Here is a 13417-nt window from a genome sequence, read left to right as displayed (position 1 = left end):
ACCCGAACCTCTTGTGTGTAGATGTTGCAGCAGAATGCGGTTGCCAGAGCCCGCTTGGCCGGGGATGGGTGCCTTTTCAGGCATTAAAAAGCAAATAAGTTATATGACGTCATATGAATTGGCGCATAACGGCCGGTGTCGAAGCCCTGGGGTTCGAACTGCCAGGCACCTGCAACCCAAGGAGGAGACCTGTGAACCGATGGACCCGATCCGGCATGGCGTGGCTGGGTGCCCTGTGCCTGGCCCTGCTGTGCGCCGAGGCCAGCCATGCGCAGGCACCCACGCGGCTGCGCGCATGGAACATCCACCCCGACGGTTACCCGGTGACCGAGGCCATGAAAGGCTTTGCCGCCCAGGTGGCGCGGGCCACGCAGGGCCGCTACCAGATCGAGGTGTTTTCCAACGCCACGCTGGGCGACCAGCCCAAGGCGGTGCAGATGCTCAAGAGCGGCGAGATCGACATTGCCGAGTTCAGCTCCGGCCCGCTGTCCGATGCAGTGCCCGGCATCAAGGTGCTGAACCTGCCGTTCCTGTTCACCGACTCAGCCCACATGTTCCGCCACCTCGATGGCGCGCTGGGGCAGCGCTTTGCCGCCAACCTGCAGTCCGCCGGCTTCGTGGTGCTGGGCTGGTACGACGGGGGCGGGCGCTCCTTCTACTGCGCCAACCGCGCGCTGGCCAGCATCCGCGACCTGGCGGGGGCGTCGATCCGCGTGCAGCAGTCCGAGGTGTTCATGGAGATGATCCGGCTGCTCGACGCCAAACCCGTGGCCCTGCCCTTCAAGGAGGTGCTGGGGGGCTTCCAGCAGGGCGCCATCGATTGTGCGGAGAACAACATGCCCTCCTACGAGTCCACCGGGCACTTCAAGGTGGCCAAGAGCGTGTACGTGACCAACCATGTGATCTCTCCCGAGGCACTGGTGGTGTCCAGCGCGCTGTGGGCCAGGCTCTCGGCCGAGGACCGCAAGGCCTTCGCGGATGCGGGCGCCCAGTCGGCCCTGCTGATGCGCGAGCTGTGGAACAAGCGCGTGGCCCAGGCCCTTGAGAACACGGCCAGACAGGGGGCGCAGTTCGTGCGGGTCAAGGACGTCTCGCCCTTCGTGCGGCGCATGGCGCCGCTGTACAACAAGTACATGGCCGACCCGACCACCCGCGAAGAACTGCTGACCATCATTGCCAAGTGACGGTGCACCGTGGCGAGTGCGCCGGGGTCAGTGCGCCAGGCGCCGCCGGCACAGGGCCACGAATTCCTGCACCGCGCGCGACTGGGCCTGGCGCGGCTTGAAAGCCAGCAAGGCCCGAAAGAACAGGCCGTCGCCGGCCAGGGGCACGCTGCGCAGGCCCAAGGGCGCATGCTCGGCGGCCACCAACGGGTTGGTCACGGCCAGCCCCGCGCCCGCCAGTACCAGCGCGCACTGGGTCGCGCTGTACGGGGTCTCGACCACGAAGCGCGGCGTGATCCCCGCGCCGGCGAAGAGCCTCTCCAGCCGCTGCTGGGCCGGGTCGGTGGCCGACAGGCCGATGAGCGGCGCATCGCGCAGGTCCGTCAGGTCCAGCACGGCCTTGCGCGCCAGCGGGTGGCCGGCGGGCACCACGCACACGGCAGGCAGCTCGTAGAACGTGGAGGACACCAGTCCGCTGGTGTCCGCCTCGTCACCGAGGAAAGCCAGGTCCACGGCACCCTGGAACAGTGCCTCGCGCAGCACCTTGGAGCTGTCGACCATCAGCAGGCAGCGGGTGCGCGGGTAGTGGCGCTGGAACCCGGCCAGCACCCCGGGCATGATGCTCGCGGCCAGCGCGTGCAGGCAGCCGATGCGCAACACCGTATCCTCCAGCGACTGCAGCGCCACGATCTTGCGCTGCACCGCCTCCAGCCCTTCGTACACACGCTCGACCTCTTCCATCAGCGCATGCGCCTCGGGCGTGGGCACCAGGCGGCCCTTGGGTCGGTCGAACAAGGTGAGCTGGGCGCGCGCTTCCAGCTGCTGCAGCAGCTGTGTCACAGCGGGTTGGCTCACGTGCAGGGCCGCCGCTGCGCGGTTGGCCGAGCCCAGGCGCATGACCATTCGGAACACCTCGATCTGGCGCGTGCTGACCTCTTTGGCATCGTGCATGGGCAGGCTCATGATATAAGTTCTACTTAATTGAAGCGGCTGCCGGATGGTACTGCCCGCAGCCTGGGCTGGCTACGATGCAGCCATGAATACCGACATGCCCTTCGGCGCGGTGCCCTATCGCGGTGCTGCTCAGGAAGCCCCCGCGGGCATCCGCCAGAACCCTCGGCTGCGGGGACTGCGCTGCATCCACTGCGGTGCGCAGTACGCGCTGCAAGACCTGACCACGGGCTGCCCCGTGTGCCTGGCCCAGGGCACGCCTGCGAGCGTGGAGGCGGTCTACGGCGACCTGCCGCGCACCTTGGCAAGCGGCAGCCCGGGTTATAGCTTTGGTGAATGGCTGCCCTACACGCACGGGGTCTCGCTGGGCGAGGGCGGTACGCCCTGCCTGGCGCTGCCGCGGCTGGCCCGGTCCCTGTGCATTGGCGAGCTAACGGCCAAGCACGAGGGCATGAACCCCACCGGTTCGCACAAGGACCGCATGTCGGCCCAGGCCGTGGCGCGGGCCCTCGCGGTGGGTGCGCAGCAGGTGGTGCTGGCTTCCAGCGGCAACGCTGCCGTCTCGGCGGCGGCCTACTGTGCGGCCGCCGGGCTGCCCTGCGAGGTGGCCACCTACCGTGACATGCCAGCGCCCTATGCGCGCGCGCTGGACCGTCTCGGTGCCCGCCGCGTCGCCTTCGGGCCGGGACCGGGCCGCTGGGACCATGTGCGCCGGCGGGTGCAGGAGGAGGGCGCCTTCGCGCTGACCAACTTCCATGTGCCGGCGGTGGGCAGCCCGGCCTTCGGGGTGGAGGGCTACCGTGCGGTGGCGCTCGAATGCGTGGCCCAGGGCTGCGTTCCCGACCATGTGCTCGTGCCCACGGCCCGTGGCGACCTGCTGTGGGGCCTGTACAGCGGCCTGCGCGACCTGCTGGCTGCAGGGCTCATCAAGCGCATGCCGCGCCTGTGGGCGGTGGAGCCGTTCGCACGGCTCAGCCAGGTGCTGGGCGGCACGCCGGCCCAGGCCGAGTTCAGCGGCAGCACCGCGCAGTTCTCGATCGCGGGCAACACCGTCACCCTGCAGCAGCAGATCGCCGTGCAGCGCTCCGGGGGCGGCGCCGTCGTCGTGGGCGATGCGGCCGCGGCCTGGGGCGTGGCCCAGCTCGGCGCCCAGGGCCTGTGGGTCGAGCTGTGCACGGGCGCCTGCGTGGACGCGGCGGCACAGCTGCGCCAGCAGGGGCGCATTGCGCCGTCCGAGCACGTGCTGCTGCTGCTCACGGCCAAGGGCGACCGCGACGCCTGAACGCCCCTCCTCGATCCCGTTGCCTGACCAAGGACCCCTGCCATGAAGCCTGTGTTTCGCCGTACCCTTCTGCTGGCCTGCGCCTGCCTGCTGGGCAGCCCTGCCTTCGCCGCCTACCCCGACAAGCCCGTGCGTCTCATCGTGCCCTGGGCGCCGGGCGGCAGCACCGACGCGATTGCCCGCGCCATCGCGCAGCGCATGGGCGAGTCGCTGGGGCAGAGCGTCATCGTGGACAACCGTTCGGGTGCGTCCGGCCGCATCGGCACCGAGGCGGCTGCCAAGGCGGCGCCCGACGGCTACACCATTGCCATCGTGGAACTGCCCCACGCCATCGCCCCGGCCGTCACGGCCAAGTTGCCGTACGACCTGCTCAAGGACTTCACGCCGATCTCGATGGTCGGCACTTCGCCACTGCTGCTGTTCGTCAACGGCAGCAGGTACAAGACGGGCGACATCAAGGGCTTCCTGAAAGACGGGCGTGCCAGCGCCACACCGGTCACGCTGGCCCACAGCGGCAACGGCTCCATCAGCCACCTCTCGTCCGAGTTGCTGGCGGGGACCAGTGGGCTCAAGGTCAATGCCATTCCCTACCGGGGCTCGGCCCCGGCGCTCACCGACGTGGCGGCCGAGCAGGTGGCGGGCCACTTCGCCACGCTGGCCAGCGGCGCATCGCTGCTGTCCGCTGGCAAGATCTCGGTGCTCATGACTACCGGGCCCACGCGCCTGGCGTCCATGCCCCAGGTGCCCACGGCGCGCGAGGCGGGTCTGGCGGGCATGCAGTTCAACCAGTGGTGGGCTTTGGTGGCGCCGGCCACCACGCCCATCGAGGTGATCGAGCGGCTGCGCAAGGAGGCTATCGCGGCGCTGGAGCACCCTGCCACGCGCGAGCGCCTGACCACGTTGGGCATCGATCTCAAGGGCTCCACGCGCGACGAACTGCGCGGCCTCCTGCGCGACGAGGTGGGCCACTGGGGTGCGGTGGTGCGCAAGATCGGCCTGCAGCCGGAGTGAGCTCTCCTGGGGCTGCGTGGATCAGCCGGGCTGCGCGGGCGCCAGGTATTCCCGCACCAGGCTGCGCGCGCGGTGCAGCCGGCTCTTGGCCGCCTCGCGCGTGCTGCCAAGGCGCTGGGCCATCTCCTCGATGGTGAGCTCCTCGAAATCGCGCAGCAGCAAAGCCTCGCGGTACAGGGGCGGCAGCGAGTCGATGGCCAGGGCCAGGTCGTGGCGCAGTTCGTGGTCGGGCCGGTGCGACCAGGCCATGCTGTCCTCCACCTGCGCCAGTGGTTCGCCGCGCAGCCAGGTCAGGGCCGGGCGCATGCACAGCCGCTGCACGATGCGCACCACCCAGCCGCCAAAGGCCGCCACCTCGCGCAGCGCGCCCACGCGGCGGTAGACGATGATCAGCGCTTCCTGCACCACATCATCGGTCGCGGTGGTGGCCGCGCAATGGCGCAGCGCATAGCGGCGGATGTCGGGCCGGGCCAGTGCCAGCAGGCGCTCCATGGCCTCGGCATCGCCGGCCCGCGCCGCGGGCAGCAACTGCGCCACCGTGGGCGATGCCACGCCCATCACTCCACCGGCTTTCTGCCCACCATGGCGCAGGCCGGGCAATAGCCGAAGAGACCGGTCACGATGCCCGTGGCGCCCGATGCGGCCAGCACCAGGCCGAGCGGCGTGGCGCCAAGCCAGAAAAGGCTGGCGGCGATGAGGACCACTCCGGCGACGATGCGCAGCAGGCTTTCGGGGCGGGTGATGTTCTTGCGGTACAGCATGGCAAAGCTCCTTGGGGGTTGAAAGAGAAGGCGCCGGCACGGGGCGCCTTCCCTGACAAGAGCGGGTCTTGGAGCCAAAGGATTCATGCTGTGGGAAAAAAAGTTTCAGCCGAAGTGGTCGAACGAGGCATAGCGCTGGTCCACCGGCCGGCCTTGTCCATCCACCAACCGCAGGCCGGTTTCTGCCTCGATCGTGCCGATGCGCGCCACCGGGGTCTGGCTGGCCTGCGCAGCCGCAGCCACCGCCGCGCGCTGCAAGGGTGGTGCGGTGAAGGCCAGTTCATAGTCGTCGCCACCGGCCAGGGTGCACTGGCGCAGGAGCTCGGGGTCCGCCACGGCGCTGCCCTGGGCCATCAGGGCGCCCGCGAGCGAGGTATCGATGCGCGCACCCACACCCGATGCCTTGAGGATGTGGGACAGGTCTCCCAGCAGCCCGTCGCTCACGTCCATCGCGCTGCTGGCCACGCCGCGCAGCGCCAGGCCCAGGGCCACGCGCGGCGTGGGCCGCTCCAGCCGCTGGCGCACGGCAGCCAGCACCCCGGGCGCCAGCGCGGTGTGGCCCAGCAGGGCTTCCAGCGCCAGCCGGGCATCGCCCAGCGTGCCGCTCACATAGAGGTCGTCGCCGGCGCGCGCACCGTTGCGCAACAGGGCCTGGCCGGCAGGCACCTCGCCGAACACGGTGATGCAGATATTGAGCGGGCCCTGCGTGGTGTCGCCGCCGACCAGCTCGCAGCCATGGGCATCGGCCAGGGCCAGCAGCCCCCGTGAAAAGCCGGCCAGCCAGGCCTCGTCCACGCGTGGCAGCGCCAGCGCCAGCGTGAATGCCAGTGGCCGGGCCCCGCAGGCGGCCAGGTCCGACAGGTTCACGGCCAGCGCCTTGTGGCCCAGGGCCTCGGGGGCCACATCGGCAAAGAAGTGGCGGCCTTCCACCAGCATGTCGCTCGACACCGCCAACTGCATGCCGGCGGCAGGCGCCAGCAGTGCGCAGTCGTCCCCCACGCCCAGGGCTGCGCGGCGCACGGGCCGCGTGAAATAGCGTGCGATCAGATCGAATTCACCCATGGGGGGATTGTGGCGCGTCGCGCCGCACGCTTGTGGGAGGGTGACATACCACTGCAACACAGGCTGCCTAGAGTCAGCGGTTCGCGGCCCGGACTCCTTGTCCGCAGGCCCACCCCTCCTGCGCGGTGAAAAGGACTTTCGCCAGCGCCTCCCCATTGACCTATACACCCGCACGCATGCGGAGGAAACGAGCATGACCACCGTCTACCACGCCCTGTCGACCAGCAATTTCAGCCAGGACTGGACCAATACCGGGCTGATCACCACCGCCAATGACTGGAGCGGTGTTCCCTCCATCATGGGATACCTGGGCAACGGCCTGACGGCGTCGACCGGCGTCGACCCGCAGACCGTGGTGGCGGATGGGGCGGGCGGTACCGTGGGCGTCTTTGCCCAGGCGCTGGTCACCAGCTCGTCTGGCGGTGCTGCCGAATTCGATGGCCTGGCCAATCCTGTGGTCGGGCTGCAGGGCTCCGGTTCGGCCAACGCGCCGCACCTGGTGGTCCACCTGGATGCCTCTGGTCGCAAGGAAATCGTGGTGAGCTACACCCTTCGCGACGTGGACACCACCGCCGACAACGCCGTCCAGCCCGTGGCATTGCAGTACCGCGTGGGCAACACGGGCAATTTCGTCAATGTGCCTGCCGCCTCCGTGGCGGACGCCTCGAACGGCCCGTCCCTCACCAAAGACACGCCGGTCTCGGTCACATTGCCTGCCGATGCCAATGGTGCGGCCCAGCTGCAGCTGCGCATCATCACCACCAATGCGGTGGGCAACGATGAATGGATCGGCATCGACGACATCGTGGTGAGCTCCACCGCCGCCGGGCCCGTCGGCCCCAGCCTGGCCTACAGCGGCAGCATCAACGAATCCCATGCCTTCGACGGCCATCTGGCCGCAGGTTCCAAGATCACCATCACGCTCACCGGCGAGACCTTCACCGGCGCCGATGGCGCCAGCCTGCTGTCCGCAGCCACGGTCAGCAATGTGCCCGCAGGCCTCACCGCCGTGCTCACCCGCACCAGCGCCACCACGGCCGAACTGGGCTTCACCGGGACCGCCAACAGCCATGCCAACGCCAACGACGTCAACAACCTGACGGTCACGTTTGCCGATGGCGCCTTCACCGGCGGATCGGCTGCCGGTGTAACCAACGCCACCAAGAGCAACCTCAGGATCGACTTTGCCGACCTGGGCTCGGCCGGCAGCCAGCAGGCCTTCAGCCCCAACACCGGCACCACGGCGGGCAGCTCCGACGCCTCGGCCGCGCTGGCGCTTGACGCCAACTGGATGGTGGTGGGCGACGACGAAGCCAGCGTGCTGCGCGTGTACGACCGTGCCGGCGGACCGGCCGTCAAGGAATGGAACTACGGCACCGCCCTGGGCAATGGTGGCGAACTGGACCTGGAAGCCGGCACGCGCATTGGCGACACCTTCTACTTCACCGGCTCGCACAGCAACAACAAGAGCGGTGCGGACCAGGACAGCCGCGAATTCATCGTGGCCGTGCAGATCACCGGCACGGGCGCCGACACCCAGTTCACCTACCTGGGCAAGCACAGCGGTCTGGAAGCCCAGCTCGTGGCCTGGGACCAGGGCAATGCGCACGGCAAGGGTGCGAACTACTTCGGCTTCGCGGTGTCTTCGGCCACCGGTGTGATCCCCGAGAACGTCAACGGCTTTTCCATCGAAGGCATGACCGCCTCGCAGGACGGCAGCAAGCTGCTGGTGGCCTTCCGTGCGCCACAGACCGACGCCAACACGCGCGACAAGGCCGTGGTGCTGGAGCTGGCCGTGGCGGGCCTGGTGGATACCAGTGGCGGCTCCGCACCCAACGTCAGCGCCGTCCACGAACTCAACCTCGGCGGCCGCGGCATCCGTTCCATCGAGAAGGCGGGCGACGGCAGCTACCTGATCCTGGCCGGCCCATCGGGCTCGGCGAGCAACGAAGTCACCCACGACTTCCGTCTGTTCCGCTGGGACGGCGTGGGCACCACGCCCACCGAGCTGGACGTGAACCTCGATACCCTGCGCGACCCCACAGGCGGCAGCTTCGAGACCATCGTCGACGTGCAGAGCACGGCCCAGGGCACCCTGGTGCAGTTACTGCAGGACAATGGCGACAGCACCTGGGGCGGTTCCACTGCATCCAAGGACCTGCCCGCAGCACAGCAGAAATTCGTGGGCAACTGGGTGCAGATTGGCGCCAGTGTCGCCGACAGCACGGGCCCCACACTGGCCAGCAGCACGCCTGCCGACGATGCCGCCAACTTTGGCAAGAGCGCCGACATCGTGCTGCGCTTCAATGAGGGCGTGGCACGCGGCACGGGCGACTTCGTGATCAAGAAGGGCAGCGACAGCAGCGTCGTGGCGACGATCGCCGCCACCGACACGACCCAGGTCACGGTGGCCTTCAATACCGTCACCATCAACCCGACGGCCGACCTGGCTGCGGGCACCGCGTACTACGTCGAAGCCGTGTCCGGCACCCTCAAGGACCACTACGGCAACAGCTGGACCGGCCTCACGGGCAATGCTGCGCTGAACTTCACCACCTCGGCCGCCCCGGCGCCCAAGCTGCTGATCACCGAAGTCAACTCCAACGCCACGCCCGGCGACTTCTTCGAGCTGTACAACTACGGCAGCACGGAGATCGACCTCACTGGCTGGAAGTGGACCGACTCCACAGGCGTTTCCGGCACGATGGGCAGCTTTGCCAGCGGCACCAAGATCGCCGCCGGCGGCAAGCTGGTGGTGGCCGGTGAGACGGCGGACCCCACCGCACTGAAGACCGCCTGGGGCCTGGACGCCGGCACCAATGTCGTCGCCGTCGGCGGCCCCGGCCTGGGCAAGGGCGATGGCGTGGTCATCCTGGACGGCAGCGGCCAGGTGGCGACTGCCCTCAACTACGGCGGCGCCGCGTTCACCAATGGCAGCACGACGGTGAACCCGCTGGCCAAGAGCGGCGGGGGCGTGGTCAGCGTGACAGAGCACGCGGGCGTGGCCGTGGGTGGCACGGCCACCGCATCCGCCGTGTGGGACGGCGTCTCCACCACCAACCCGACCTACAAGGCCGCTGTGGTGGGCGAACTGGGCGCTTTTGCACAGACCGGCACGCCGGCCAACATCGGCTCGCCCGGAACGCTGGTGGTTCAAGCGCCCAAGCTGCTGATCACCGAAGTCAATTCCAACGCCACCCCGGGCGACTTCTTCGAGCTGTTCAACTACGGCACGACCGAGATCGACCTGTCTGTCTGGAAGTGGACCGACTCGGCCGCCGATCCGACCAAGCTGGGCACGTTTGCCAGCGGTACCAAGATCCCTGCCGGCGGCAAGCTGGTGGTGGCCGGTGAAGTCACCGATCCCGCCGCGCTGAAGGCGGCCTGGGGCCTGGATGCCAACACCAGCGTCGTGGCCGTGGGCGGTCCGGGCCTGGGCAAGGGCGACGGCGTGGTGATCCTCGACGCCAACGGCCAAGTGGCCACGGCCATCAACTACAGCGGCGCTGCCTTCACCAATGGCAGCACGGCGGTGGCGCCCATGTCCAAGACCGGTGGCGGCGCGGTGACCGGCTCCGAGCACGCGGGCGTGGCCTTCGGCGGCACGGCCACCACCTCGGCCGTGTGGGACGGCCTGTCCACCACCAACCCGACCTACAAGGCTGCCGTGGCCGGCCAGCTGGGCGCCTTCGCGCAGACCGGAACGCCGGCCAACATCGGATCGCCGGGCCTGACCAGTGCCCCGGCCCTTCCACCGGGCGCGGCCCCGAGCTACACGCAGACCTTCGAGAACGCCGCAGGCTTCAGCGAGTTCACGGTGTTCAGCAAGGACGCCGACGCGGCCAGCAGCTGGTACTACAGCGCGGCCACCAAGACCGCCGAGGTCAACGGCTTTGGCGACACCGCCAATGCCAACGACTGGCTGGTCTCCAAGGCCTTCAACCTCGACGGCACGAGCGCCGAGTTCCTGAGCTTCAGCACCTGGACGCGCTTTGCCGACACCGGCATCGCCGACCCCGAGGTCAAGCTCTACTACTCCACCAACTACAGCGGCTCGGGCGACCCCACGGCCGCCACCTGGACGCAGCTTTCCTACACCCATTCGCCGGCAGACAGCCAGACGACCACGCCTTCGGGCCTGATCGACCTCTCGACCATCCAGGGCGCAAATGTCCACTTCGCGTTCCAGTACCAGGCATCGGGCACGGGCTCCAACACCGCCTCGAGCTGGCGCGTGGACGACTTCAAGATCGAAAGCTTCACAGGCCCGGTGGTCTCCATCGCCGCCACCAGCGCCGACAAGCCGGAAGGTAACAGCGGCACCACCAACTACACCTTCACCGTGACGCGCGCGGGCGATGCCTCGGCCGCCGCCTCGGTGCAGTGGGCCGTGGCGGGTTCGGGCAGCTCTCCCGTGGCGGCCGATGACTTTGTGGGCGGTGCACTGCCCTCGGGCAGCGTGAGCTTCGCGGCCGGCGAAACCAGCAAGACCATCACCATCGGCGTGCAGGGCGACACCCAACTGGAGCAGGACGAGGCCTTCACCGTCACGCTGTCGGGCGCATCGGCGGGCACCACCATCATCGGCGGCGCTGCGCAAGGGCTGGTCCGCACCGACGAAGCCCCGATCACCAGGATCCACGAGATCCAGGGCAGCACCGACACCGCGCTGCTCATGGGCAACACGGTCACCATCGAAGGCATCGTGACCGGCTACGCGCCCAACCTGCAGGGTTTCTACGTGCAGGAAGAGACGGCCGACTACGACGGCAATGCCGGCACCTCCGAAGGCATCTTCGTCTACTACGGCAGCACCCCCATCGCGGGCCTGGATGCGAACAGCGTGGGCGACAAGGTGCGCATCAAGGGCACGGTGGCCGACTTCCGCGGCCAGACGCAGCTTACCGCCCCCACGGGCTTCACGCTGGTGCAGGACAACGCCGGCTTGCCCGCTGCGGCGGTGGTCACGCTGCCCGTGGCCAGCGCTGTGGACTGGGAGGCCTACGAAGGCATGCTGGTGACCGTGCAGTCCGGCACCGCCGGCGGCAAGCTGGTGGTCACCGACAACTACAACCTGGGCCAGTACGGCCAGGTCACGCTGACCTCGGACGCCGTGCAGTCGCAGTACACCGAACTGCATGCGCCCAGCGTCAGCGGCAACACCGACTACCTGGCCGAACTCAAGAAGGACCAGATCATCCTGGACGACCTGAACGGCTCGCAGAACCCCGCGACCCACATCGGCCGCGGCGGCCAGCCGCTGTCGGCCAGCAATACGCTGCGCGCGGGCGACAGCGTGGCCAGCGTGACCGGCATCGTCGACCAACTGGTTGACGCGGCCGCCGCCACGCACGAAACCAGCTACCGCGTGCAGCCCACGCAGGCCGTGAACTTCACGGGCGACGCGCGTCCCACCGTGGCCGACATCCCGGCCAGCATCCGCAATGCCGAGATCAAGGTCGGCTCGGCCAACGTGCTCAACTACTTCACCACGCTGGGCACCGGCAGCTTCACCACACCCGACGGCGCCACGCAATCCGGCCGCGGTGCCACCAACAGCGCCGAACTGGCACGCCAGCAGGCCAAGGTGGTGGAGAACCTGGTGGGCATGGACGCCGATGTGCTGGGCCTGATGGAGGTGCAGAACAACGGCTTCGCCGACGGCAGCAGTGCCCTCGACGCGTTGGTGGATGCGCTCAACGCCAAGGCCGGTGCAGGCACCTATGCCTACATCAAGGCGCCTTACAACGATGGCGCCAAGGCCGGAGATGCTGCGACCGCAGGCACCGATGCCATCATGGTGGCCATTGTCTACAAGCCCGGCAAGGTGACCCCGGTGGGCCAGGCCGCCGTGGCCGACCCCACCGTGTACACCGCGTTCTCGGCCGCCTTCGGCAGCCGCGTCCCGGTGGCCCAGACCTTCAAGTCCAACGCCGACAACGAAGAATTCACCGTGGTGGTGAACCACTTCAAGTCCAAGGGCAGCGTGCTCGATGCCGACATCGGCGATGGCCAGGGCGCCAACAACCTGGCCCGCGTCAAGGCCGCTGAGGACCTGTCCGCCTGGCTGGCCACCAAGCCCACCGGCACCACCGACAGCGACGTGCTGCTGGTCGGCGACTTCAACGCCTATGCCAAGGAAGACCCCATCACCAAGCTGGCGGCCAACGGCTACAGCAAGGTGTCCACGGGCAACTCCTACTCGTTCGACGGCCTCTGGGGCTCGCTCGACCATGCGCTGGCCAGCGGCAGCCTGGCCGGCCAGGTGAGCGGCACCTACAAGTGGGGCATCAACGCCGAAGAGCCGGCGGTGCTCGACTACAACATGGAGAACAAGAACGACGCGCAGGACGCCAGCTACTTCAATGCCGACCCCTACCGTTCGAGCGACCACAACCCGATCCTGATCGGCCTCAACCTCGACAGCACGCCCGCATCCGGTGGCGGTGGCACGCCCACCCCGCCGACCATCCCCGTCATTCCCCCCACGGCGCCTGGCGAACCCGCCACGCTGCAGGGCTCCAGTGGCAACGACACCATCGTCGTGCCGAACCTGCCCCTGACCCGCGTGGTCACCGGCGGCGGCGCCGACACGGTGACGGGCGGCTCGGGCGTGGACACGGTGGTGGTCTCCGCGACGCTGGCCGACGTGCTGCGCCTGGGCATCAGCCAGGACAGCAGCGGCAAGGTAGTGATCAACACCCCCACGGGCCCCGTCACCCTGAGCGGCGTGGAGCGTGTGGAGCTGCAGGGCAGCCTGTTCGCCTTCGATGTGGCGCTGCCCAGCGCGACCAGCGAGGGCGGCAAGACCGGCCAGATGCTGGCCCTGGCCTACACCATCTTCGGCCAGAAGCCGGACACCGCAGCCTTGAGCCAGTGGGTGCACAAGGCCGACAGCATGGCGGGCCTGGACGCGCTGGCCCAGTCCTTCATCGATGCGCTGGCCCCCGGCATCGGCAACGATGGTCTGGTGGGCTTCCTGTTCCAGAGCGTCACGGGCGTGGCCCCCACGGCCCAGCAGGTGCAGGAGTTCGCATCGCTGATCGGCCCTGGCAAGGCCTATGCCACGCAGGGCGCCTTTCTGGCGGCAGTGGCCAAGCTGCCGATCGCCACGGAAGGCCTGGCCGAGCTGGTGGGTGTGGTGCAGCCGCTGGACGCCAGCGCATTCTGAGCGCCGCAGGGGTGTA

At 68.7% G+C, this 13417-nt stretch carries 8 protein-coding genes; 4 read left to right on the top strand and 4 right to left on the bottom strand.

Annotated elements, in window-relative coordinates; genetic code table 11:
* Nucleotides 1–215: 215 nt before the first annotated feature.
* Nucleotides 216–1184, top strand: coding sequence for a TRAP transporter substrate-binding protein (locus AC07PA_RS16865; RefSeq protein ID WP_494607010.1), 969 nt, complete (start codon nt 216–218; stop codon nt 1182–1184).
* 27 nt (nt 1185–1211) lie between these two features.
* Here the strand turns inward: AC07PA_RS16865 and AC07PA_RS16860 are convergent, their stop codons facing one another.
* Nucleotides 1212–2114: a LysR substrate-binding domain-containing protein gene (locus tag AC07PA_RS16860; protein ID WP_494606785.1), complete on the bottom strand. Its 903-nt coding sequence runs from the start codon at nt 2112–2114 to the stop codon at nt 1212–1214.
* Between the two features lie 85 nt (nt 2115–2199).
* On the opposite strand from AC07PA_RS16860, the gene AC07PA_RS16855 reads away from it, so the two are divergent.
* Nucleotides 2200–3396, top strand: coding sequence for a pyridoxal-phosphate dependent enzyme (locus AC07PA_RS16855; RefSeq protein WP_494606786.1), 1197 nt, complete (start codon nt 2200–2202; stop codon nt 3394–3396).
* Between the two features lie 42 nt (nt 3397–3438).
* Nucleotides 3439–4407, top strand: coding sequence for a tripartite tricarboxylate transporter substrate binding protein (locus AC07PA_RS16850; RefSeq protein ID WP_145697056.1), 969 nt, complete (start codon nt 3439–3441; stop codon nt 4405–4407).
* Between the two features lie 21 nt (nt 4408–4428).
* Here AC07PA_RS16850 and AC07PA_RS16845 read toward each other — a convergent pair whose 3' ends face one another.
* From AC07PA_RS16845 to thiL, 3 genes are all read right to left on the bottom strand, one after another.
* Nucleotides 4429–4965, bottom strand: coding sequence for a sigma-70 family RNA polymerase sigma factor (locus AC07PA_RS16845; RefSeq protein WP_145697057.1), 537 nt, complete (start codon nt 4963–4965; stop codon nt 4429–4431).
* Nucleotides 4965–5168 carry a YgaP family membrane protein gene (locus AC07PA_RS16840; RefSeq protein ID WP_007850919.1) on the bottom strand — a complete coding sequence of 68 codons (204 nt, stop codon included), beginning with the start codon at nt 5166–5168 and terminating at the stop codon, nt 4965–4967. Before AC07PA_RS16840 ends, AC07PA_RS16845 begins: the two co-directional genes overlap by 1 nt.
* 105 nt (nt 5169–5273) lie before the next feature.
* On the bottom strand, nt 5274–6230 hold the full coding sequence (gene thiL / locus AC07PA_RS16835) for a thiamine-phosphate kinase (RefSeq protein ID WP_494606788.1): 957 nt from the start codon (nt 6228–6230) through the stop codon (nt 5274–5276).
* 193 nt (nt 6231–6423) lie between these two features.
* Here thiL and AC07PA_RS16830 point away from each other — a divergent pair, with 193 nt between their 5' ends.
* Nucleotides 6424–13401, top strand: coding sequence for an ExeM/NucH family extracellular endonuclease (locus AC07PA_RS16830; RefSeq protein WP_494606790.1), 6978 nt, complete (start codon nt 6424–6426; stop codon nt 13399–13401).
* Nucleotides 13402–13417: the final 16 nt, after the last annotated feature.

Source organism: Acidovorax sp. GW821-FHT09B03 (genome assembly GCF_059418305.1).
This window is presented reverse-complemented; position numbering and strand designations above follow the sequence as displayed.